The 22,353-nt window shown below is 72.9% G+C and carries 21 protein-coding genes; 16 read left to right on the top strand and 5 right to left on the bottom strand.

Features of this window, described 5'->3' with window-relative positions; genetic code table 11:
• Positions 1–27 precede the first annotated feature (27 nt).
• The 6 genes from ABGB16_RS00975 (at position 28) to cysN (ending at position 5,952) form a co-directional block, all read left to right on the top strand.
• Positions 28–1,008 (top strand): ribose-phosphate diphosphokinase, encoded by a 981-nt coding sequence (locus tag ABGB16_RS00975; protein ID WP_347666001.1) that lies wholly within the window; start codon positions 28–30, stop codon positions 1,006–1,008.
• 286 nt (positions 1,009–1,294) lie between these two features.
• The gene (locus ABGB16_RS00970) at positions 1,295–1,990 is read left to right on the top strand and encodes a 50S ribosomal protein L25/general stress protein Ctc (RefSeq protein WP_347666000.1); all 696 of its coding nucleotides are present in this window, start codon (positions 1,295–1,297) and stop codon (positions 1,988–1,990) included.
• A gap of 140 nt (positions 1,991–2,130) precedes the next feature.
• On the top strand, positions 2,131–2,721 hold the full coding sequence (gene pth, locus ABGB16_RS00965) for an aminoacyl-tRNA hydrolase (RefSeq protein WP_347665999.1): 591 nt from the start codon (positions 2,131–2,133) through the stop codon (positions 2,719–2,721).
• A gap of 122 nt (positions 2,722–2,843) precedes the next feature.
• Complete coding sequence (locus tag ABGB16_RS00960) at positions 2,844–3,662, top strand: inositol monophosphatase family protein (protein WP_347666058.1); 819 nt, start codon at positions 2,844–2,846, stop codon at positions 3,660–3,662.
• 77 nt (positions 3,663–3,739) lie between these two features.
• Positions 3,740–4,651: a sulfate adenylyltransferase subunit CysD gene (gene cysD, locus ABGB16_RS00955; protein ID WP_347665998.1), complete on the top strand. Its 912-nt coding sequence runs from the start codon at positions 3,740–3,742 to the stop codon at positions 4,649–4,651.
• Complete coding sequence (cysN, locus tag ABGB16_RS00950) at positions 4,651–5,952, top strand: sulfate adenylyltransferase subunit CysN (RefSeq protein WP_347665997.1); 1,302 nt, start codon at positions 4,651–4,653, stop codon at positions 5,950–5,952. The genes cysD and cysN overlap by 1 nt, the downstream gene beginning before the upstream one ends.
• Before the next feature lie 52 nt (positions 5,953–6,004).
• On the opposite strand, the gene galK is transcribed toward cysN, so the two are convergent.
• Both galK and galE read right to left on the bottom strand, forming a co-directional pair.
• Entirely contained in the window at positions 6,005–7,243 is a 1,239-nt protein-coding gene (gene galK, locus ABGB16_RS00945; RefSeq protein WP_347665996.1) for a galactokinase, read from the bottom strand.
• Positions 7,240–8,223 carry a UDP-glucose 4-epimerase GalE gene (gene galE / locus ABGB16_RS00940; RefSeq protein ID WP_347665995.1) on the bottom strand — a complete coding sequence of 328 codons (984 nt, stop codon included), beginning with the start codon at positions 8,221–8,223 and terminating at the stop codon, positions 7,240–7,242. The genes galK and galE overlap by 4 nt, the downstream gene beginning before the upstream one ends.
• Before the next feature lie 163 nt (positions 8,224–8,386).
• On the opposite strand from galE, the gene ABGB16_RS00935 reads away from it, so the two are divergent.
• The 6 genes from ABGB16_RS00935 to ABGB16_RS00910 all read left to right on the top strand — a co-directional run bounded on the left by ABGB16_RS00935 (position 8,387) and on the right by ABGB16_RS00910 (position 12,980).
• Complete coding sequence (locus ABGB16_RS00935) at positions 8,387–9,412, top strand: hemolysin family protein (protein ID WP_347665994.1); 1,026 nt, start codon at positions 8,387–8,389, stop codon at positions 9,410–9,412.
• Positions 9,413–9,445: 33 nt separating this feature from the next.
• A complete protein-coding gene (trpS, locus tag ABGB16_RS00930; RefSeq protein WP_347665993.1) occupies positions 9,446–10,471 on the top strand; it encodes a tryptophan--tRNA ligase in 1,026 nt (341 codons plus the stop codon).
• Between the two features lie 47 nt (positions 10,472–10,518).
• On the top strand, positions 10,519–11,076 hold the full coding sequence (locus tag ABGB16_RS00925) for a 2'-5' RNA ligase family protein (protein WP_347666057.1): 558 nt from the start codon (positions 10,519–10,521) through the stop codon (positions 11,074–11,076).
• Positions 11,077–11,204: 128 nt separating this feature from the next.
• Positions 11,205–12,128 carry a YhjD/YihY/BrkB family envelope integrity protein gene (locus tag ABGB16_RS00920; RefSeq protein WP_347665992.1) on the top strand — a complete coding sequence of 308 codons (924 nt, stop codon included), beginning with the start codon at positions 11,205–11,207 and terminating at the stop codon, positions 12,126–12,128.
• 1 nt (position 12,129) lies between these two features.
• Positions 12,130–12,516 (top strand): GntR family transcriptional regulator, encoded by a 387-nt coding sequence (locus ABGB16_RS00915; protein WP_347665991.1) that lies wholly within the window; start codon positions 12,130–12,132, stop codon positions 12,514–12,516.
• A gap of 20 nt (positions 12,517–12,536) precedes the next feature.
• Positions 12,537–12,980: a hypothetical protein gene (locus ABGB16_RS00910; RefSeq protein ID WP_347665990.1), complete on the top strand. Its 444-nt coding sequence runs from the start codon at positions 12,537–12,539 to the stop codon at positions 12,978–12,980.
• A 113-nt stretch (positions 12,981–13,093) separates the two neighbouring features.
• Here the strand turns inward: ABGB16_RS00910 and ABGB16_RS00905 are convergent, their stop codons facing one another.
• From ABGB16_RS00905 to ABGB16_RS00895, 3 genes are all read right to left on the bottom strand, one after another.
• Entirely contained in the window at positions 13,094–13,414 is a 321-nt protein-coding gene (locus ABGB16_RS00905) for a multidrug efflux SMR transporter (protein ID WP_347665989.1), read from the bottom strand.
• Positions 13,415–13,609: 195 nt separating this feature from the next.
• Positions 13,610–15,256 (bottom strand): glycoside hydrolase family 13 protein, encoded by a 1,647-nt coding sequence (locus ABGB16_RS00900; RefSeq protein WP_347665988.1) that lies wholly within the window; start codon positions 15,254–15,256, stop codon positions 13,610–13,612.
• Positions 15,257–15,442: 186 nt separating this feature from the next.
• Positions 15,443–16,522, bottom strand: coding sequence for a LacI family DNA-binding transcriptional regulator (locus ABGB16_RS00895; protein ID WP_347665987.1), 1,080 nt, complete (start codon positions 16,520–16,522; stop codon positions 15,443–15,445).
• A 198-nt stretch (positions 16,523–16,720) separates the two neighbouring features.
• Here ABGB16_RS00895 and ABGB16_RS00890 point away from each other — a divergent pair, with 198 nt between their 5' ends.
• Genes ABGB16_RS00890 through ABGB16_RS00875 form a run of 4 tightly spaced genes read left to right on the top strand, consistent with a single transcriptional unit; the run spans position 16,721 to position 22,336 of the window.
• Positions 16,721–17,971 (top strand): maltose ABC transporter substrate-binding protein, encoded by a 1,251-nt coding sequence (locus ABGB16_RS00890; RefSeq protein WP_347665986.1) that lies wholly within the window; start codon positions 16,721–16,723, stop codon positions 17,969–17,971.
• Complete coding sequence (locus tag ABGB16_RS00885; protein WP_347665985.1) at positions 17,971–19,611, top strand: ABC transporter permease subunit; 1,641 nt, start codon at positions 17,971–17,973, stop codon at positions 19,609–19,611. Before ABGB16_RS00890 ends, ABGB16_RS00885 begins: the two co-directional genes overlap by 1 nt.
• Positions 19,608–20,510 (top strand): sugar ABC transporter permease, encoded by a 903-nt coding sequence (locus ABGB16_RS00880; protein WP_347665984.1) that lies wholly within the window; start codon positions 19,608–19,610, stop codon positions 20,508–20,510. Before ABGB16_RS00885 ends, ABGB16_RS00880 begins: the two co-directional genes overlap by 4 nt.
• Positions 20,511–20,518: 8 nt before the next feature.
• Positions 20,519–22,336: a glycoside hydrolase family 13 protein gene (locus ABGB16_RS00875; protein ID WP_347666056.1), complete on the top strand. Its 1,818-nt coding sequence runs from the start codon at positions 20,519–20,521 to the stop codon at positions 22,334–22,336.
• Positions 22,337–22,353: the final 17 nt, after the last annotated feature.

Here is a 22,353-nt window from a genome sequence, read left to right as displayed (position 1 = left end):
CACCGACCAACGGGAGCAGACGGGCCCATGGGCAGCATCGTCGCCGAAAACCGCAAGAGCCTGATGCTCTTCTCCGGGCGTGGCTTTCCGGAGTTGGCCAAGGAGATCGGTGAGGTGCTCGGCGTCGCGCCGACGCCCACCGACGCGTACGAGTTCGCCAACGGCGAGATCTTCGTACGGTACAAGGACTCGGTGCGCGGCTCGGACGCCTTCGTGGTGCAGTCGGTCACGCACGGGGTCAACACGTGGGTCATGGAGACCCTGATCATGATCGACGCGCTGAAGCGCGGGTCGGCGAAGCGGATCACGGTCGTCCTGCCGTTCTACCCGTACGCGCGGCAGGACAAGAAGCACCGCGGCCGGGAGCCGATCTCGGCGCGGCTGGTGGCCGACCTGCTGAAGACGGCCGGCGCGAACCGCATTCTGACGGTGGACCTGCACACCGCGCAGATCCAGGGTTTCTTCGACGGCCCGGTGGACCACCTGTTCGCGATGGACGTGCTGGCCGAGTACGTGGAGCGCAGGTTCGCCGGCCGGCCGATGACGGTGGTGGCGCCGGACTCGGGCCGGGTGCGGGTGGCGGAGCGGTGGACGGACCGGCTGGGCGGGTGCCCGCTGGCGTTCATCCACAAGACCCGGGACCCGCTCAAGCCGAACCAGGTGGTGGCGAACCGTGTGGTCGGTGAGGTCGAGGGCCGGGTGTGCCTCATCGTGGACGACATGATCGACACCGGTGGCACGATCGCGAAGGCCGCGGACATCCTCAAGGAGGCCGGGGCGGCGGAGATCGTGGTGGCGGCGACCCACGCGCTGCTGTCGGACCCGGCGACGGAGCGGCTGAAGAACAGCCCCATCAGCGAGGTCGTGGTGACGAACACGCTGCCGCTGCCGCCGGAGAAGCAGCTCGACAAGCTCACGGTGCTGTCGATCGCCCCCCTGCTGGCGCGGGCGATCCGGGAGGTCTTCGACGACGGGTCGGTGACGACCCTCTTCGGCGGCCTGAGCTGACGATCCGTCCGGCGGCGGGCCGGGGTGGCCGGCCGCCGGACGGGGGTTTCGGCCCATGGTGGCGGGGGAGGCGGGTACTGCCGTCGGGGGCGCTACGCCCTCGGGTAGACTAGTGCGGTTGCCACGGCGAGGGTGCCCTGCGGGCCGCTGAAAAGCGCCGCACGGAGGCGCCGTCATCGACGCGGTGCTCCGGGCAGTCGTTCATGACGCATGCGCCCCCAGCGAGCCCCTCGCCCCAGCACCGCCAGTCGACAAGCCGCCGCGCGAAAGCATCAGGAGTTTCCCCGTGTCCGAGGTAAAGATCAGCGCCGAGCCCCGTACCGAGTTCGGCAAGGGTGGTGCCCGTCGTACCCGCCGGGCCGGCAAGGTGCCCGCCGTGCTGTACGGCCACGGCGAGAAGCCCAAGCACATCGCGCTGCCCGCGCGTGAGTTCGCCGCCGCGATCCGTAAGGGCGGCGCCAACCAGCTCTTCGCGATCGAGGTCAGCGACGGCACGCAGGTGCTGGCGCTGCCGAAGGCGATCCAGCGGGACCCGATCAAGGACACCTTCGAGCACATCGACCTGCTGCTCGTCCGTCGGGGCGAGAAGGTCACCGTCGAGGTTCCGGTCGAGCTGACCGGTGAGGCCGCCAAGGACACCCTGATCGTGCACGACCACGCCACGCTGACCGTGACCGCCGAGGCCACGAACGTGCCGGACCACCTGGAGGCCTCGATCGACGGCGCGGAGGCGGGTGTCCAGGTCACGGCCGCGGACGTCACGCTGCCGGCCGGCGTCGAGCTGGCCGCGGACCCGGAGCTGCCGGTCGCCACGGTGACCGCCGCCCCGACGGCCGAGCAGCTCGAGGCCACCCTGCCCGAGGTCGAGGCGGCGGCCGAGGAGGCCGAGGCCGAGGTCGGCGAGGAGACCACCGCGGAGGGTGCCGAGGCCGCCGCGGCCGAGGGCGAGGAGACCCCGGCCGAGGCGCAGACCCAGGCCTGATCGGTCCGCGATCTGTGCGACAGGCGCTCCCGGTGTCCGGGGGCGCCTGTCGGCGTATCGGGACGGCCGCCAGCCGCCGCGCGGCGCGGGGTGAGAATGGCCGGCGGGCGGTGCGGCGGTGAGAGCGGAAGGGACGTGGCGTGACGGACGAGGCGGGGCCGTGGCTGGTGGTCGGCCTGGGCAACCCCGGTCGGGAGTACGCGGGCAACCGGCACAACGTCGGGTTCATGGTGGCGGACCTGCTGGCGGCCCGGCTGGGCGCGCGGTTCGGCCGGCACAAGCGGGCGGTGGCGGAGGTCGCCGAGGGGCGACTGGGGTTCGGCGGGCCGAAGCTGGTGCTGGTGAAGCCGCTGACGTACATGAACCTGTCGGGTGGTCCGGTGGCGGGCCTGGCGCAGTTCCACAAGGTGCCGCCGGGGCGGGTGATCGCGGTCCACGACGAGCTGGACATCGGCTACGGCGTGCTGCGGGCGAAGTGCGGCGGCGGCGAGGGCGGGCACAACGGCCTGCGGTCGATGTCGAAGTCGCTGGGGACGAAGGACTACGTCCGGGTGCGGTTCGGCATCGGCCGGCCGCCGGGGCGGCAGGATCCGGCGGACTACGTGCTGTCGGACTTCTCGGCGGCCGAGCGCAAGGAGCTGGAGTTCCTGGTCGACCGGGCGGCCGACGTGGTGGAGTCGGTGGTCACCCGGGGCGTGGAGCCGACGCAGAACCTGTACCACGGGGGCTGACCAGGGCGGGGCGTACCCGGATCGGGGTCGTGCGGGGGTAGTCTGCGCCTTTTCGGCGTTTCGCGACCGGCGACGGTGCGGTCGCGGCGAGGCGACGGGAGCGAGTGGTGGGTAGTCCTCCGATGATCGACGGCGCGTTCGCCCGCTGGCTGGCGGCCCGGGCCGGGCAGGCGCTGCTCGGCCTGCGTACGGAGATGGGGTTCGCCGACCCGGGGGCGTTGCGGTCGGCCGGGGACAAGGTGTCGCACGACCTGATCCGGACGGAGCTGGCGAAGTGGCGTCCGGGTGACGCGGTGCTCTCGGAGGAGGACGAGGGGTCCCGGCTGGCGTGGGCGGCGGAGGTGAACGCCGGGACGGTGTCCCGGCTGACCGCGGACCGGGTGTGGATCGTCGACCCGCTGGACGGCACGCGGGAGTTCGCCGAGGAGGGGCGGGCGGACTGGGCGGTGCACGTGGCGCTCTGGGCGCGCACGGCCCCGGCGCCGCACGGGCTGGTCGCGGGCGCGGTGGCGCTGCCGGCGCAGCACCGGGTGCTGGCCACGGACCACCCGCCGGCGTACCCGCCGATGACGTTGGAGGCGGCGACCTCGGATGGCGGGCGGGCCACCCGGTTGGCGGCCAGTCGTAGCCGTCCGCCCGTTTTTCTGACCGATCTGGCGGAGGACGTCGGCGCGCATCTCGTGCCGATGGGCTCGGCGGGGGCGAAGATCGCCGCGGTGGTGACCGGTGAGGTCGACGCGTACATCCACGCGGGCGGTCAGTACGAGTGGGACTCGGCCGCTCCGGTGGCTGTGGCCACAGCCACCGGTTTGCATGCTTCCCGAATCGACGGATCTGCGCTGAAATACAACGAGGCGGATCCTCGTCTGCCCGACCTGCTGGTGTGCCGCAAGGATCTCGCCAGTCGGTTGCTTGCAGCGCTGCAGCGGCATTCCGGGTAGCCTGACGTTCTTCTTCACGTGTCCGACCGGAAAGGTCTGGAATCCATGAGCGGATCCGAGCGAATCGAGCCCGTGTCATGACCGCCCCCGCCGCGTACCAGGTCTCCCACCTCGACGCGCTGGAGGCGGAGAGCATCTTCGTGATGCGCGAGGTGGTCGCGGAGATGGAGCGGCCGGTGCTGCTCTTCTCCGGCGGCAAGGACTCGATCGTGATGCTCCGGCTGGCCCAGAAGGCGTTCGCCCCGGCCAGCATCCCCTTCCCGGTCATGCACGTCGACACGGGCCACAACTTCCCAGAGGTGCTGGAGTACCGGGACCAGCGCGTGACCGAGCTGGGCCTGCACCTGATCGTGGCCAGCGTGCCGGAGGCCCTGGCCAGCGGCATGGTGCGGGAGTCGGCCGACGGGATGCGCAACCGGATCCAGACCCCGGTGCTGCTGGACGCGGTGGAGAAGCACCGCTTCGACGCGCTGTTCGGCGGCGCCCGCCGGGACGAGGAGAAGGCCCGGGCCAAGGAGCGGGTGTTCAGCTTCCGCGACGAGTTCGGCCAGTGGGACCCGAAGAACCAGCGGCCCGAGCTGTGGGCGCTGTACAACGGGCGGCACCACCCGGGGGAGTCGATCCGGGTGTTCCCGTTGTCCAACTGGACGGAGTTGGACGTGTGGCACTACATCGCCCGGGAGCGGATTCCCCTGCCGTCGATCTACTACGCGCACGAGCGTGAGGTGATCGAGCGGGACGGCATGCTGTACGCGGTGAACGAGTTCTTCCAGCCGCGCTCCGGCGAGGAGCGGTTCAAGGCGCAGGTGCGGTACCGGACGGTGGGTGACGCCTCCTGCACGGCGGCGGTGCGGTCGGACGCCGACACGGTGGAGAAGGTGATCGAGGAGGTGGCCGCGACGCGGATCACCGAGCGCGGCGCGACCCGCGGCGACGACCGGGTCAGCGAGGCCGCGATGGAGGACCGTAAGCGGGAGGGCTACTTCTGATGAGCGTGGAGACCCTGGCCCCCGGGGCCGATGCGGCGCCGCGGCCGATGGACCTGCTGCGGTTCGCCACGGCGGGCAGCGTCGACGACGGCAAGTCGACCCTGATCGGCCGGCTGCTGTACGACACGAAGTCGCTGTTCACCGACCAGCTCGCCGCGGTCGAGGCGGTGTCGGCGGCCCGGGGCGACGAGTACACCAACCTGGCGTTGCTCACCGACGGGCTGCGGGCCGAGCGGGAGCAGGGCATCACCATCGACGTGGCGTACCGCTACTTCGCCACCCCGCGGCGGAAGTTCATCATCGCCGACACCCCCGGGCACATCCAGTACACCCGGAACATGGTCACCGGCGCCTCGACGGCCGACCTGGCGCTGATCCTGGTGGACGCGCGCAAGGGGCTGGTGGAGCAGTCGCGCCGGCACGCGTTCCTGTGCTCGCTGCTGCGGGTGCCGCACCTGGTGCTGTGCGTGAACAAGATGGACCTGGTCGACTGGTCGCAGGAGGTGTTCGAGCGGATCGCCGACGAGTTCACCGCGTTCGCGGCGAAGCTCGACGCGCCCGACCTGACCGTGGTGCCGATCTCGGCGCTGAAGGGCGACAACATCGTGGCCCGGTCGGAGAACATGCCCTGGTACGAGGGGCCGTCGCTGCTGCACCACCTGGAGCGGGTGCACATCGCCTCCGACCGCAACCTGGTCGACGTCCGGTTCCCGGTGCAGTACGTGATCCGGCCGCAGTCGACCACGGTCACCGACTACCGGGGTTACGCGGGGCAGGTGGCGTCGGGGGTGCTCAAGCCCGGCGACGAGGTGATGGTGCTGCCCTCGGGTTTCACCAGCCGGATCGCGTCCGTGGAGACCGCCGACGGGCCGGTGGAGGAGGCGTTCCCGCCGATGTCGGTGACGGTCCGCCTGACCGACGAGATCGACATCTCCCGCGGCGACATGATCTGCCGGCCGAACAACGCCCCGGCCGTCACGCAGGACATCGAGGCGATGGTCTGCTGGATGGACGAGACCCGGCCGCTGCAGGTCGGCGGCAAGTACGCGATCAAGCACACCACCCGGTCGGCCCGGGCGATCGTGCGCGGGCTGCACTACCGGCTGGACATCAACTCGCTGCACCGGGACGAGGCGGCCGGCGAGCTGAAGCTCAACGAGATCGGCCGGGTGCGGCTGCGTACGACGGTGCCGCTGCTCTCCGACGAGTACCGGCGTAACCGCACCACCGGCGGTTTCGTGATCATCGACGAGACCACCAACCGTACGGTCGGCGCCGGGATGATCGTCGAGACGTCCTGACGCCGTTCGTTCCGCCAGCCGTGAAGAAGGGGCCCCGATCCGGGCCCCTTCTTCACAGGCGGTGGGCGCCGGGGGCGGGGGTGGCGCGGTACAGGCCGGGGGCGCGGTAGCCCCGCTCGGCGTACGCGGCCGTGACGGCGTCGGCCACCGCGTCGGCCCGGTCGGCGTCGACCAGGGCGAGGACGCAGCCGCCGAAGCCGCCGCCGGTCATCCGGGCCCCGTACGCGCCGGCCGCGAGGGCCGCCTCGACCGCGGTGTCGACCTCCGGCACGGTGATCTCGAAGTCGTCCCGCATCGAGGCGTGCGAGGCGGTCAGCAGCGGGCCGGTGTCGCGGACGCGGCCGGCACGCAGCAGCTCGACGGTGTCCAGGACGCGCTGGTCCTCGGTGACGACGTGCCGGACCCGGCGGCGGGTCTCGTCGTCGTCGAGCCGGGCCAGCGCGGCGTCCAGCCCGGCGGCGGGGACGTCGCGGAGCGCGGGTACGCCGAGCAGGTGGGCGGCCCGCTCGCAGGCGGCGCGGCGGGCGGCGTACTCGCCGTCGGCGTGCCGGTGCGGGGCCCGGCTGTCGACGACCAGCACGGCCAGGCCGGCGGCGGCCAGGTCGAACGGGATGTGTTCGATCGCCTCGGTGCGGCAGTCGAGGAACAGCGCGTGCCCGGCCCGGCACCGGATCACGGCCGACTGGTCCAGGATCCCGGTGGGCGCGCCGACGTAGGCGTTCTCGGCGCGCTGGGCGAGCCGGGGCCACCGCTCGGCCGGCAGGTCCAGCCCGCCCAGGTCCACGAGGGCGGCCAGCACCGCCGCCTCCAGGGCGGCGGAGGAGGACAGCCCGGAGCCGAGCGGCACGTCGGAGGCGATGGCCAGCCGCGCGCCGGGCACGTCGTGGCCGGCGTCGCGCAGCGCCCAGACCACCCCGGCCACGTACGCGGCCCAGCCGGTGACCCGGCCGGGCTCGGCGACCTCGTCGGCGCCGAAGCTGACCGGCTCGCCGGACAGCTCCGACCAGACCGTCCACCGCGGCCCGTCCTGGCGGTCGGCGGCGACGACGGTGCGCAGCGGCAGCGCGAACGGCAGCACGAAGCCGTCGTTGTAGTCGGTGTGCTCGCCGATCAGGTTGGCCCGGCCGGGCGCGGCCCAGCGGCCGGCGGGCGACCCGGCGTACCGGTCGGCGAAGCCGGCGGCGGCCCGGTCGGCGACGTCGGCGACCGGGCCGGGGCGCGCGGGGTCGACCGCCGCGCGCGGGCGCGCGGTGGGGGACGCGGGAACGGCGGGGGGCGCGGTGTCGGTCACGGGCGGTCCAGCAGGTGGGTGCGGTAGAAGGCCCAGGCGTCGCCGACCATGTCGTGCAGGGTCGGCTTCTCGGGCGCCCAGCCCAGCTCCTCGCGGGCCAGGGCGGAGGAGGCGACCAGCTCGACCGGGTCCCCCTCGCGGCGCGGCGACACCTCCACCGGCACCGGGTGCCCGGTGACCTCGCGGACCACCTCGACCACCTGCCGGTTGGTGAACCCGGCCCCGTTGCCCAGGTTGTAGATGCGGTGCCGGCCGGCGACGGCCGCGGTCAGCGCCAGCAGGTGGGCGCGGGCCAGGTCCTCGACGTGGATGTAGTCGCGGACGCAGGTGCCGTCGACGGTGGGGTAGTCGTCGCCGAAGAGCTGGAGCTTCTCCCGGCGGCCGGCGGCGACCTCCAGCGCGATCGGGATCAGGTGGGTCTCCGGGTCGTGCCGCTCGCCGATGGCGTGCCCGCCGCGCAGGTATGCCCCGGCCACGTTGAAGTAGCGCAGCGACACGGCGGCCAGGTCGTGTCCGATCGCCTCGGAGGTGAGCGCCATGTCGACGGCGAGCTTCGTGGCCCCGTACGTGTTGGTGGGGGCCTTCACCGCGGTCTCGGGGATGGGCAGCTCGACGGGGTTGCCGTAGACGGCGGCGGTGGAGGAGAAGACCAGGCGGGGCACGCCGGCCGCCCGGACCGCGTCGATCAGGGCGAGGGAGCCGACGGTGTTGGTCCGCCAGTACAGCTCCGGCTTGACCATCGACTCGCCGGCGGCGATGAGAGCGGCGAAGTGCAGCACCCCGTCGAAGCCGGAGCCGGGGGTGAGCACCCGGGCCGCCTCGTGGACCGGCGCGTCGACCCAGGTGGCCTCCGGGGCGAGGGCCTCCCGGTGCCCGGTGCGCAGGTCGTCCAGGACGACGACCTCGTGGCCGGCGTCGAGCAGCATCCGGGTCACCACGCTGCCGATGTAGCCGGCGCCGCCGGTGACGAGCAGTTTCACGTCCGATCCTCCTGCCTGGCCGCCTCGCCGCGACCGCTCGTGATCACACTACGGCCGTCCGCCGGGTCCGCGCTGCCGCCGGCCCGGCCAACCGCGCCGCCCCGGGCGGCGTCCCGCGCGGACGGCGCGTGCCCGTACCCCGGCGGTGTCTACCATCACTGTCATGCGGGAAGCGGGTGGTCCCGGGCCCCGGCGTCGACCGCCGGGGCGGGCCCGACGCGAACCGGGCCCGCTGGCCCGCACGGTCGCCCGGCTGGTGGTGCGGGCCGCCGACGCCGCGACGCGGCTGGTCACCGACCTGCTCGGGGCGAGTCCCGCCGCGGGCCGGGAGCGCATCAGCGAGGCGGAGCTGCGCGACCTGGTCGCCGCGAACACCGTCATCGACCCGGACGAGCGGCGGATCATCGACGAGGTGCTGGTGGCCGGGGCGAGCCTGGTCCGCGAGGTGATGATGCCCCGCACCGAGGTGGTGTTCCTGTCCGCCGGGCTGACCATCGCCGAGGCGGAACGGCTGGTCCGGGCCGAGACGCACACCCGGTACCCGGTGGTCGACGGCACCCACGACGACGTGGTCGGCTTCGTGCACCTGCGCGACGTGCTGCTGCGCCCCGACCTCGACCCGTGCACCACCGTGGGCGAGTTGACCCGGGAGGTCAAGCGGCTGCCCGGCAGCAAGCGGGTGCTGGCCGCGCTGACCGAGATGCGCCGTGAGCGGCACCACCTGGCCGTGGTGGTCGACGAGTACGGCGGCACGGCCGGCATCGTCACCCTGGAGGACCTGATCGAGGAGCTGATCGGGGAGATCCACGACGAGTACGACACGACCCCCGAGCCGCCGCTGGCCGGGCTGCCGGCGGTGGTCGACGGCCGGCTCAACCTCGCCGACTTCGCCGAGTGGACCGGGCTGCGGCTGCCCGCCGGCCCGTACGAGACGGTCGGCGGGTACGTGATGGCCGCGCTGGGCCGGCTGCCGGTGGCCGGCGACGAGGTGCCGGTCGCCCCGGGGACGGTGGACGGGGGCGCCCCGGGCCCGGACGACCCGCCCGGCGGCTGGCTGCTGCGGGTGCTGGCGCTGGAGGGCCGCCGGGTGGCCCGGCTCCGCGTCTCGGCGGTGCGCGTGCCCGAGCCGCGGCGCGAGATCGCCGCGCCGGCGGTGGCGGCGGAGGCCCGACCCGCCGGCCCGTCATGACGTGCGCCGGGCCTTGCTGACAGAATTGCCGGCATGTCCGACGCACCCGCCCGCCCCCGCGTTCTCTCCGGCATCCAGCCGACGGCCGACTCGTTCCACCTCGGCAACTACCTGGGCGCGGTGCGGCACTGGGTGGCGCTGCAGGACACCCACGACGCCTTCTACTGCGTGGTCGACCTGCACGCCATCACCGCCGGGCACGACCCGTCGGTGCTCAGGCAGCGCTCCCGGGTCGCCGCCGCGCAACTGCTGGCCGTCGGCATCGACCCGGAGCGCAGCACCCTGTTCGTCCAGTCGCAGGTGCCCGAGCACCCGCAGCTGGCGTGGGTGCTCGGTTGCATCACCGGCTTCGGCGAGGCCAGCCGGATGACCCAGTTCAAGGACAAGTCGCTGAAGCAGGGCAGCGAGCGGGCCAGCGTCGGCCTCTTCACGTACCCGATCCTGCAGGCCGCCGACATCCTGCTCTACCAGGCGAACGCGGTGCCGGTCGGCGAGGACCAGCGCCAGCACCTGGAGTTGTCCCGGGACCTGGCCCAGCGGTTCAACACGCTGTTCGGCCCGGCGTTCACCGTCCCGGCGCCGCACATCGTCAAGGACACCGCGAAGATCACCGACCTGCAGGACCCGACGGCGAAGATGTCGAAGTCGTCCTCCTCGCCCGCCGGCATCATCGACCTGCTGGAGGACCCGGCCCGCTCGGCCAAGAAGATCCGCTCGGCGGTCACCGACACCGGCCGGGAGATCGTCTTCGACACCGAGACCAAGCCCGGCATCGCCAACCTGCTCACCATCTACTCCGCGCTGAGCGGCCGGAGCATCGACGACCTGGTGGCCGCGTACGCGGGCAAGGGCTACGGCGACCTGAAGAAGGACCTCGGCGAGGTGGTGCGGGAGTTCGTCGCCCCGATTCAGGAGCGCACCCGGACGTACCTCGACGACCCGGCCCAGCTGGACAAGCTGCTCGCCGCCGGCGCGGAGAAGGCCCGCGCGGTGGCCGCGCGGACGCTGGGCGACGTGTACGAGCGGATCGGGTTCTTCCCGCCCGTCCGGTTCGAGTAGCGGTCCCGGCGCGGCGGGTACGGGTGGACGGGCCGGTGGCCGGAGGGATGGCGCGGGGCGTGGAGCGCAGGGACGGGGCGCCGGCGGCCGGCGACACCATCCAGATCGGGATCGCGGTGGACATCCCCGAGCCCTGGGGCGGCATGCTCACCCGGCGCCGGATCGAGGCCGGCGACCCGCAGGTGGTCCCGGCGCACGTGACGCTGCTCGGTCCCACCGAGATCCCGGTGGCCGCGCTGCCCGCGGTCGAGCGGCACCTGGCCGTGGTGGCCGCCGCGCACCTGCCGTTCACCCTGCACCTGCGGGGCACCGGCACGTTCCGCCCGGTGACCCAGGTGGTCTTCGTGGCGGTGGCCGCCGGGATCAGCGAGTGCGAGCTGCTGGCCGCCGCGATCCGCGCCGCGCCCGAGCTGCACCGGGAGGCCCGCTTCCCGTACCACCCGCACGTCACCGTCGCGCAGGACGTGGCGCCGGAGGCGCTCGACAAGGCGTACGAGGACCTGGCGGACTTCTCGGCGATGTTCGAGGTGGACTCGTTCACCCTGTTCTCGCACAGCGGGCAGACCCGGTGGCAGCCCCGCCGGGACTTCCTCCTCGGCGGCTGAGCGGCGCCGCGTGGACCGGGTCGGGCGCCGCGGGCCGGGCGGTGGGAGGGCCTCCGCGCCGGGGCGCTCCAGCCGGAGCGTGCGGCGGGCCGCCGGTGGGACGGCGACGGATCGGCGAGGATGACGGCGTGAACCTGATGGGGCGGATCGAGTCCGGCATCGGCCGGCGGGTGAGCTCCTGGCGCCGCCGGTCGCGGACGTTCGACCACGTGTGGCGGGCCGGGGACCTGTACGCCGAGATGCTGGGCGGGCGGCTCGCGGCGGCCATCGCGTACTACGGGTTCTTCGCGGTGTTCGCGCTCGCCCTGGTGGCGTACTCGGCGTTCGGGGCGGTCATCGAGGACAACGACGAGGTCAGCAGGGCGGCAGCCGGCTTCCTGCGGGAGAACCTGCCCTTCCTCGATCCCGAGCAGATCGCCCGCAGCAGCAACACGGTCGGGGTGGTCGGCCTGATCATCCTGGCCTTCACCGGGATCGGCTGGGTCGAGGCGATCCGCTCGTCGCAGCGGCTGATGTACGGGCTCAACCAGCAGCCGGGCAACTTCGTCGTGCGTCGCCTGGTCGACCTGGCCGTCATGATCGGGATCTTCGTGCTGATCGGCGTGTCGGTGGCCGCCGTGGACGCGCTGGAGTCGGTGCTGCGCTTCCTGCTGCGCAGCACGGGCTCGCTGGGGCTGACCACGCTCAGCGCCGTGCTCAGCGTAGTGGTCAACATGGTGCTGGCCGCCGCGCTGCTGGTCGCGGTGCCCCGGCTGCGGATGAGCCGCCGCCGGCTGCGCCCGGTGGTGTTCACCGTCGCGGTCGGCATCACGCTGCTGAACACGGTCGGGCGGTACTACGTGGTGCGCACCGAGCGGAACCCGGCGTACACGGTGGTGACGACCGCGGTCGGGCTGCTGCTGTACCTGTACCTGCTCAACCAGCTGGTCCTGTTCGGGGCGGCGCTGGCCGCGACCAGCCCGTACGGTCGGGTGGTGGACCTGGCCCAGAAGCCGAGGCCCGCCGACCTCGACGTCGAGAACGACCCGGGCGTGCCCGGGGGAGCGGGGTGACATGCTGATCTCGGTGGATCCGGCCGGGCCCGTGCCGCCGTACGAGCAGGTGCGCGGGCAGCTCGCCGAGCAGATCGGAGACGGCCGGCTGCCGGCGGGCACCCGGCTGCCGACGGTCCGGCAGTTCGCCGCCGAGCTGGGGCTGGCGGTGAACACGGTGGCCCGGGCGTACCGGGAGCTGGAGGCCGCCGGGCTGCTGGAGACGAGAGGCCGGCACGGCACCTTCGTCGCGCCGGGCCGGGACGACGCGACGGACCGGTTGCAGCGGGCGGCGGCGGGCTACGCGGCCGAGGCCGTCCGGCTCGGGGTGCCGCCGGAGGCCGCGCTGGCCCTGGTCCGGGCCGCCCTGGACGCACAATTCAGGCAAATGCCGCTCGCCGGAACGTGAGCACCGACCATGATGGGCCCGTGGGCGCACTAGTGACGCTGGACCTGCCGGACGACTCGCCGATGCTCGGCCTGCCGTGGATCATCACCTTCGGCCCGCTCGGCGACGCCGACGAGTGGGAGCCGGTGGTGTGCGGCCCGTACGAGCGGCTGCACGCGCTGGCGCTGGCCGAGGCGGTGGTGGCCGAGGAGCAGCTGATGGCGGTGGTCGAGCCGCTGCTGCCGGCGCTGTCGCCCGACGAGATCCGCAGCGAGATCGCCGCCGCCCAGATCGCCGCGGCGGACGAGACCGCCCAGGTCGAGCAGGCCGACCTCTACGGCGACTTCGAGGACGTCATCGACGACGAGTTGGAGGCGGCGGCCGAGGCGGACGAGCGGGCCGGCCCGCCCGCCGCGCCGAGCGAGGCCGAGTTGCGGGCCGGCTTCCAGCGGATCGCGAAGCTGCTGGCCGAGAAGGGCCGCTGACCCCGCCGCGCCGCACCCCGGACCGCCGAATGCCCGGCGCGGGAAGCTGCTGACGCGAAACCACGACGGGGGCGCCCGGATCGCGCGGCGCACCCCCAACCCGGACCGGTGCGTCAGTGCAAGCCCCCGAGGTTGAGCACGACCACCCCGGCGATGACGAGCCCGACGCCCACCACCTTGGCCACGCTGAGCGGCTCGCCGAGGAACGCGGCTCCGATCGCGACGATGGCCGCCGTACCGAGGCCGGACCACATCGCGTACGCCACGCCGACGGGAATGTCCCGCACGGCCAGGGCGAGCATCCCGAAGGCGGTCAGGTAGGCGACGGCCAGCCCGAGCGTCGGCCACGGCCGGGTGAACCCGTGCGTCGCCTTGAGCAGGCTCGTGCCGACCACCTCGGAGGCGATCGCCGCCAGTAGGAACAGGTACGCCATGACGTCGATTCTCCGCCTACCGACGCCAGCGGCTTCGGGGTGGAGGGCGCCGGCGGAAGAGCCGTCCACGACGGACGCCGGCGCCTCCCGGGACGGACCCGGGAGGCGCCGGCGCCACCTCACCCCCCACCACAAGGGGCCTGCCCAGTCGCCCGGCGGCGCGGAGCACGCCGAACGACCAGGTCGTCAACTCGGTTACCCGGCTGCGGGCCGTTCGAACCACGCGGCGGCGTCGACCGGCAGCACGTGCCCGGCGCCCTGCTCGGTGAGCTCCGCGCTGGCGACGAGCGGCCGGCCGTACCCGTCGATCAGCACCGGCGCGTCGCTGAGGTTGACCACGCAGGTCAGCACGGTGTCGCCGGAGCTGCGGGTGAACGCCAGCACGCCCGGGCCGGTGCCCTCCAGCCAGGTCACGCCGCCGGCGTCGGCGGCGAGCGCGGGGTGCCCGCGCCGGATCCGCAGCGCGGCGCGGTAGTGCTCCAGCGTGGAGCCGGGCACGCCGGCCTGGGCGGCGACCGAGAGCGCGGCCCAGGTGGCCGGGGCCGGCAGCCAGCTCAGCTCGTTGCCCTCCGGCCCGAAGCCGTACGGGGCCAGCTCGCCGCTCCACGGGATCGGCACCCGGCAGCCGTCCCGGCTCTCCCCGGTGCGCAGGAAGGACGGGTCCTGGCGCAGCTCGTCGGGCAGGTCCAGCACCTCCGGCAGGCCCAACTCCTCGCCCTGGTAGAGGTACGCGCACCCGGGCAGGGCCAGCATCAGCAGGGTGGCCGCCCGGGCCCGGCGCAGGCCGATCTCGCCGTCGCCGTACCGGGTGACGTGCCGCTGCTTGTCGTGGTTGGACAGCACCCAGGTGGTGGGCGCGCCGACGATGGTGGCCTCGGACAGGGCGGTGTCGACGACCTTGCGGAAGGAGTCGGCCGACCAGGTGGCGTCGAGGAAGTCGAAGCTGAACGCCTGGTGCAGCTCGTCCGGGCCGATGTAGCGGGCCAGCCGCTGCGGCGTCTCGGCCCACGCCTCGGCGACGGCCATCCGGCCGCCGGGGTAGCTGTCCAGGATCGGCCGCCAGGCCCGGTAGATCTCGTGCACCTCGTCCTGGTCGAAGTACGGCAGCCGGCCCTTGCCCAGCAGTTCCACCTGGCGCTGGCCGGTGGTCATGCTGCTGAAGCCGACGTCCGGCAGCCCCTCGGCCTTGATCATGCCGTGGGCCACGTCGACGCGGAACCCGTCCACGCCCCGGTCGAGCCAGAAGCGCAGCACGTCCTCGAACTCCGCGCGCACCTCGGGGTGGCGCCAGTTCAGGTCCGGCTGGGCCGGGTCGAACAGGTGCAGGTACCACTGGCCGTCCGGCACCCGCGTCCAGGCCGGGCCGCCGAAGATGCTCTCCCAGTCGTTCGGCGGCAGCTCGCCGTGTTCCCCCTTGCCGTCCGCGAACAGGTAGCGCTCCCGCTCGGCGGAGCCGGGGCCCGCGGCGAGCGCGGCGCGGAACCAGGGGTGCTGGTCGGAGGTGTGGTTGGGGACGATGTCGACGATGATCCGCAGGTCGAGGGCGTGCGCGTCGGCGATCATGGCGTCGAAGTCCGCGAGCGTGCCGAACATGGGGTCCACGTCGCGGTAGTCGGCCACGTCGTAGCCGCCGTCGACCATGGGCGAGGTGTAGAAGGGGGTCAGCCAGAGCGCGTCGACCCCGAGGTCGCGCAGGTACGGCAGGCGCTCGCGGATGCCCGGCAGGTCACCGACGCCGTCGCCGTTGGAGTCGGCGAAGCTGCGGACGTAGACCTGGTAGACGACCGCGGATCGCCACCAGTCGTCGTCGGAGGTCAGCGGCGTGGGGGTGCTGGCGGTCATCGGTGACGATCCCCGTTCTGTGGCGGGCCGGCGTGTCCCGCGCGGTTTCGGCACTGTGTCGCGCGGGCGTCACAGCAGGATGCCGCCCGGCCGCTGCAAGAGTCAAGCAGCTCTTGCGCAAGAAATGACGCCGATGGTCGGAGCGGACCGAGGCGGGGATCGCGAGCGCCGATCGCCGGAACGGGCTCAGGCGGGGATGGCGAGCGCCGGCGGCGTCGGGTGCTGGCCGTCCGACCCGCCCCCGGCGGTCGCCGGCGGGGCCACGGCGGTGGAGCCGCGCACCACCAGCTCGGGCCGGAACAGGTACTCCGAGTGCGGCGCGGCGTGCCCGTTGATCTCGTCGACCAGCGCCCGGACGGCGGCGACCGCCATCGCGATGACCGGCTGGCGCATGGTGGTCAGCGGCGGGTCGGTGAACGCCATCAGGGGCGAGTCGTCGTACCCGACCACCGACAGGTCACCCGGCACCGACAGGCCGCGCTGCCGGGCGGCCCGGATCGCGCCGAGCGCCATCAGGTCCGAGCCGCAGACGATGCCCGTGACGCCGCGCTCCAGCAGGCGCCCGGCGGCCGCCTCGCCGCCCTCCACGCCGAACAGCGACAGCTCGGCCAGCCCGTCCAGCTCGGCCTCGGGCAGGCCGACGAGCCGGCCCATCGCCGCCCGCCAGCCGGTGACCCGGCGCTGCACCGGCACGAACCGGTCCGGGCCCGTGATCAGGCCGATCCGGCGGTGTCCGAGGGCGACCAGGTGGGCGACGGCCAGCTCGGTGGCCTCCCGGTCGTCGCAGGAGACGAACGGCGCGGCGATGCCGGGCACGTACCCGTTGATCATGACGACCGGCAGCGGTCGGGCGATCAGCGCGCGGTAGCGGTCGTGGTTGGCCGCGGTGTCGGCGTGCAGGCCCGAGACGAAGACGATGCCGGAGACCTGGCGGTCGAGCAGCATCTCGACGTACTCGTCCTCGGTGACCCCGCCCGGGGTCTGGGTGCACAGCACGGGGGTGAACCCGCTCTGCGCCAGGGTCGACTCGATGACCTGGGCGAAGGCGGGGAAGATGGGGTTGTCCAGTTCGGGCACGACCAGTCCCACCAGGCCGGCGCTGCGCTTGCGCAGCCGGGCCGGGCGCTCGTAGCCGAGGACATCGAGGGCGGTCAGTACGGCCTGGCGGGTCTCGGGGGCCACGCCAGGGCGGTCGTTGAGCACCCGCGACACCGTCGCCTCGCTGACTTCGGCCTGTTGGGCGATGTCGGACAATCGAGCGCGCATGGCGGCACTTTAACGCAAGGGCAAGATCTTGCGTACACGCCTGCAAGCCCTTCCATTCTCTGCAACCTCTTGCTAACGTCCCCGCAACATGCGTATGAACGGCGCAGCAACCGGGCGCCAGCAGCAAGAACTTACAGAGGTTTCCACTGGCGGGCCCGCCTTCCCCCGGCGGAGCCGGCCATGACGACAGGAGTACCGATGCGCATCCGTACCGCGGGTGTGGTCGCCGTCCTCGGCCTGGCGCTGGCCGCCTCCGGCTGCGGTGGCGGCGACAAGGAGGAGCCGGCCGCGAACGAGTCCGCCAAGGCCGCCGGCGGCAAGCTGGTGATCTGGGCCGACGACAAGCGCACCGCCGCCCTGAAGCCGTTCGCCGAGAAGTTCGGCCAGGAGAACGGCGTGACCGTCGAGGTCCAGGCCGTCTCCAAGGACCTGCAGACCAACTTCGTCACCGCCTCCCAGCAGGGCAGCGGCCCGGACGTCGTGGTCGGCGCGCACGACTGGATCGGCAACCTGGTCCAGAACGGCGCCATCGACCCGGTGCAGCTCGGCGCCGAGCAGAAGAGCGCGTTCAGCGAGCTCGCCGTCAAGGCGGTGACCTTCAACGGTCAGGTCTACGGCGTCCCGTACGCCACCGAGAACATCGCCCTGATCCGCAACACCGAGCTGGCCCCCGAGGCGCCCAAGACGATCGAGGACCTGGTCGCCGCCGGCAAGAAGCTCAAGGCCGAGAAGAAGGCCAGCGAGATCCTCTGCCTGCAGGCCGGCCAGAACGGCGACGCGTACCACATCTACCCGCTGTACACCTCCGGCGGCGGCTACCTCTTCGGCACCGCCGCCAACGGCGACTACGACCCGAAGGACCTGGGCGTGGGCAAGCCGGAGTCGATCGCGGCCTTCCAGAAGATCGCGAAGCTGGGCGAGAAGGGCGACGGCGCGCTGAAGCGCTCCATCACCGGCGAGAACTCCATCGCCACCTTCACCGGCAAGAAGTGCGCCTTCCTGGTCTCCGGCCCGTGGGCCATCGCCGACGCCAAGAAGGCCAACATCTCCTACGACATCTCCCCGGTCCCCGGCTTCGCCGGCGGCAAGGAGGCCCAGCCGTTCGTGGGCGTGCAGGCGTTCTACGTTGCCGCCAAGGGCAAGAACAAGGCCCTGGCCCAGGAGTTCGTCACCAACTACGTGACCAAGCCGGACCTGGCCGTCGCGCTGTACAGCGCCGAGCCCCGCCCGCCGGCGCTCACCGCCGCCTTCGAGCAGGTCAAGGGCACCGACCCCGACCTGGCGAAGTTCCAGGAGGCCGGCAAGAACGGCCAGGTGCTCCCGGCGATCCCGGCCATGGCCGCGATCTGGGACCCGTTCGGCAAGGCGGAGGCGGCCATCATCGGTGGCGCCGACCCGGCCAAGACGATCACCGCCGCCGGCAAGACCATCTCCGGCCAGATCAAGTAATGAGCACGTCGCTGTCCGGCCCGGGGCCCGCCACGCGGACCCCGGGCCGGGAGCCCGTCGGCCCCGGGCTCCCGCGCGCGTCCCAGCGGGCGCGGCACCACGCGCCGATCACCGCGACCGGCCTCGTCGTCAAGGTGGTCCTGCTCGGCCTGGTGGCCGGGATCGCGGTCTGGGCGGCGTTCCCGCTCGTCGAGGCCGAGCACTGGGTGGGCCTGGCGATCCTGGCCGTGACCACCGCCGGCCTGTTCTACCTCTACCTGACCCGCCGACACGTTCCCGCGAAGTACCTGGTCCCCGGCACGCTCTTCCTGATCGCCTTCCAGGTCTTCCCCGTGCTCTACACCGCGAGCACCGCCTTCACGAACTTCGGCGACGGCCACCGGGGCAGCAAGGACGACGCGATCGTCGCGATCCAGAGCTCCTCGGTGAAGCAGGTCCCCGGCTCCACCGAGTACGCCCTCTCCATCGCCACCGAGGGCGATCCGGCCACCGGCCCGCTCGTCTTCCTGCTGACCGACCCGAAGACCAACCAGGTCTCCGCCGGCGACGCGGGCGGGCTGCGCCCGCTCGGCGCGGGCGACGTCACGGTCGCCCCGGGCGGCAAGGTCACCGCCGCCGACGGCTACACCGTGCTCAACTTCGGCCAGGCCAGCGTGCGGAGCAGGGAGATCACCGACCTCGTTGTGCCGACCGCCAGCGGCGCGATCCGGTCCAACGGCCTGTCGCGCGCCTACGAGGGCAAGGCCGTCCGGGCGTACGACGCGGGCTGCGACTGCATCAGGGACAGCGAGACCGGCAGGACCTGGACCGCCGACGAGGCCGCCGGCTCCTTCGTCGCCGCCGACGGCGAGCGGCTGGCCCAGGGCTGGCGGGTCAACGTGGGCCTGAAGAACTTCAGCCGGGTGCTGACCGACCCGAACATCGCCGGGCCCTTCTTCGGCACGCTGCTGTGGAACTTCGCCTTCGCGATCGGCTCCACCGGCGGGACGTTCGTGCTCGGCCTGCTCATCGCGCTGGCGCTGCACTCGCCCCGGATGCGGGGCACCAACCTGTACCGGGTGCTGCTGATCCTGCCGTACGCGATGCCGTCGTTCGCGATGCTGATGGTCTGGCGGGACATGTTCAACACCGACTTCGGCCTGGTCAACAACCTGTTCGGGCTGGGCGTCGACTGGTTCGGCGGGGAGTGGACCGCCCGGTTCGCGGTGATCCTGGTGCAGCTCTGGCTCGGCTACCCGTACATGTTCCTGGTCACCACCGGGGCGTTGCAGGCCATCCCGCGCGAGCTGACCGAGGCCACCTCGGTCGACGGCGCCTCCCCCTGGCAGTCCTTCCGCGCGGTCACGCTGCCGCTGCTGCTGGTCGCGCTCTCGCCGCTGCTGATCTCGTCGTTCGCGTACAACTTCAACAACTTCAACGCGATCTACCTGACCACCGAGGGTGCCCCGTTCCCGGCGGACAACCCGACCAACGGCGCGACCGACCTGCTGATCACGTACACCTACCGGCTGGCGTTCGGCGGGCAGGGCGCGGAGTTCGGGTTCGCCGCGGCGATCTCGCTGTTCATCTTCACCATCGTCGCGGTGGTGTCCGCAGTGAGCTTCCGGCGCACCCGGCAGCAGGAGGAGGTGTACTCGTGACCACCCACGTGGAGGCGTCCCCCGGCAACCGGACCGCGGCGAGGGGGTCGACGGGTCGCTGGTTCGCCCAGGTGGGCTGGCGGCACGTCGTCGGGGTGCTGGCGGTGGCGTTCAGCCTCTTCCCGATCCTGTTCGTGCTCTCGGCGGCGCTGAACCCGCTCGGCACCCTCTCCTCGACCGAGCTGCTGCCGACCGGGGCGTCGTTCGAGAACTTCACCAACCTCTTCGACAAGACGGCGTTCGGCCACTGGTTCCTCAACTCGCTGCTGATCGCGGGGGTTTCGTCCTTCGCGTCGGTGTTCCTGTCCGCGCTGGCCGCGTACGCCTTCTCCCGGATGCGGTTCCGGGGCCGGCGGGTGGGGCTGCTGTCGCTGCTGCTGATCCAGATGTTCCCGCAGTTCCTGGCGATCGTGGCGATCTTCCTGATCTTCGGCACGATCACCGACCTGTGGCCGGTCATCGGCTTCAACACCCCGTGGAGCCTGCTGCTGCTCTACCTCGGTGGCGCGCTCGGGGTGAACACCTGGCTGATGAAGGGCTTCTTCGACACGCTCCCGCGCGAGCTGGACGAGTCCGCCACCATGGACGGCGCCAGCCACGCTCAGGTGTTCTTCCGGATCATGCTGCCGCTGGTGGCACCGATCCTGGCGGTGACGGCCCTGCTGGCGTTCATCGGCACGATCAACGAGTTCCTGATGGCGAACGTGTTCCTCACCGACACCGACTCGAAGACCCTCGCCGTCGGCATGTACGGCATGCTCCAGGGCAACGAGCGGAACGCCAATTTCGGGATCTTCTCGGCGGCGACCCTGCTCACCGCGATCCCCACGGTGCTGGTGTTCCAACTGCTCCAGCGCTACATCGTCTCCGGCCTCACCGCCGGAGCCGTCAAGGGTTGAGGATGACGATCCCGCTGCTACCGCACCACGACGGGTCCGCCACGTACGTCCCCGACCAGGAGCCCGCGCTCGGGGCGACCGTCCCGGTCTTCGTCCGGGTGCCGGCCGGCGCCGACGTGCGTCAGGTGCACGTCCGGACCACCGGCGACGGCGAGCCCCGCTTCGCCGAGGCCGTCGTCGACCGGCGCGCCGGCGGGGACGTCTGGTGGCGCGCCGACGTCGAGGTGCGCAACCCGGTCAGCAACTACCGGTTCATGCTCACCGGCGCCCGCGGCTACCGCTGGCTCAACGCCGCCGGCCTCGTCGACCACGACGTGCCGGACGCCGGCGACTTCCGGCTGGTCGGTCACGCCCCGCCGCCGGCCTGGGCCCGGGACGCGGTGATCTACCAGATCTTCCCCGACCGGTTCGCCCGCTCCGCCGCCGCCGACGGCCGCGCCGCGCCGGACTGGGCGATCCCCTGCGACTGGGACACGCCGGTGATCGGGCGCGGCCCGGAGACCCCGTACCAGTTCTACGGGGGCGACCTGGACGGCGTCGCCGAGCGGCTGGATCACCTGGACCGGCTCGGCGTCAACACCGTCTACCTGACCCCGGTCTTCCCGGCCCGCTCCAACCACCGGTACGACGCCTCCAGCTTCGACACCGTCGACCCGCTGCTGGGCGGGGACGCGGCGCTGGCCCGGCTCGCCGACGCGGTGCACGCCCGCGGCTGGCGGCTGCTGGGCGACATCACCAGCAACCACACCGGCGACGCCCACCGCTGGTTCACCGCCGCCGCCTCGGACGCGCGCGCCCCCGAGCGGGAGCTGTACTACTTCGACGAGGTGACCGGGGACTACGACTCCTGGAACGGGGTCAAGTCGCTGCCGAAGCTCAACTGGGGCAGCGCCGAGCTGCGTCGCCGCTTCGCCACGGCCGAGGACTCGCTGCTGCGCCGCTGGCTGCGGCCCCCGTACGCCCTCGACGGGTGGCGGGTGGACGTCGCCAACATGACCGGGCGGCGGGGCGCGGACGCGTACACCCACGAGGTGGCGCGGCTGCTGCGCCGGGTGGTCGCCGAGACCCGGCCCGACGGCCTGCTGCTCGCCGAGCACGGCCACGACCACACCGGCGACCTGGACCGCGACGGCTGGCACGGCACGATGAACTACGTCGGCTTCACCGACCCCGTCTGGTCCTGGCTGCGCCACGGCGACGAGCCGCTGCCGAACTTCCTCGGCACGCCCGGCGGGGTCCGCCGGCGGGACACCGACGCCGTGCTCGCCACCATGAACGCCTACCGGTCGCTGGTCTCCTGGCGGTCGTACGTCCACTCGTGGCAGCTGCTCGGCTCGCACGACTCGGCCCGGATCCGGACGGTGGTGGGGGACGCGGCCCGGCAGGAGGTGGCCGCCGGCCTGCTCGCCACGATGCCGGGTACCCCGCTGATCTTCGCCGGGGACGAGCTGGGGCTGACGGGCACGAACGGAGAGGGGTCGCGTACCCCGATGCCGTGGCACCGGCGGGAGAGCTGGGACCACGGGACGCTCGGGGCGTACCGGGCGCTGGTCGCCCTGCGCCGCGGCGAGCCGGCGCTGCGCCACGGCGGCCTGCGCTGGGTGCACGCGGACCCGGACACGCTGGTCTTCCTGCGCGAGATCCCGGACGGCGGGGTCCTGGTGCTGGCCCGGCGGGCCGCCGCCGACCCGGTCCGGATCGCCGGCCTGCCGGCGGGCGAGAACGCGTACGGGGGCGCGCCGGCGCTGCGCCCGGACGCCGACGGCGTGGTCACCCTGCCCGGCGACGGCCCCACCTTCCAGGTGTGGCGGCTGCTGTCCGGCTGAGGTGTGGGAGGGGCCGG

This window comes from Micromonospora sp. B11E3 (genome assembly GCF_039871625.1).
GTDB lineage: Bacteria > Actinomycetota > Actinomycetes > Mycobacteriales > Micromonosporaceae > Micromonospora.
Note: the sequence above shows the minus strand (reverse complement) of the source record. Positions and strands in the feature narration are given on the sequence as shown.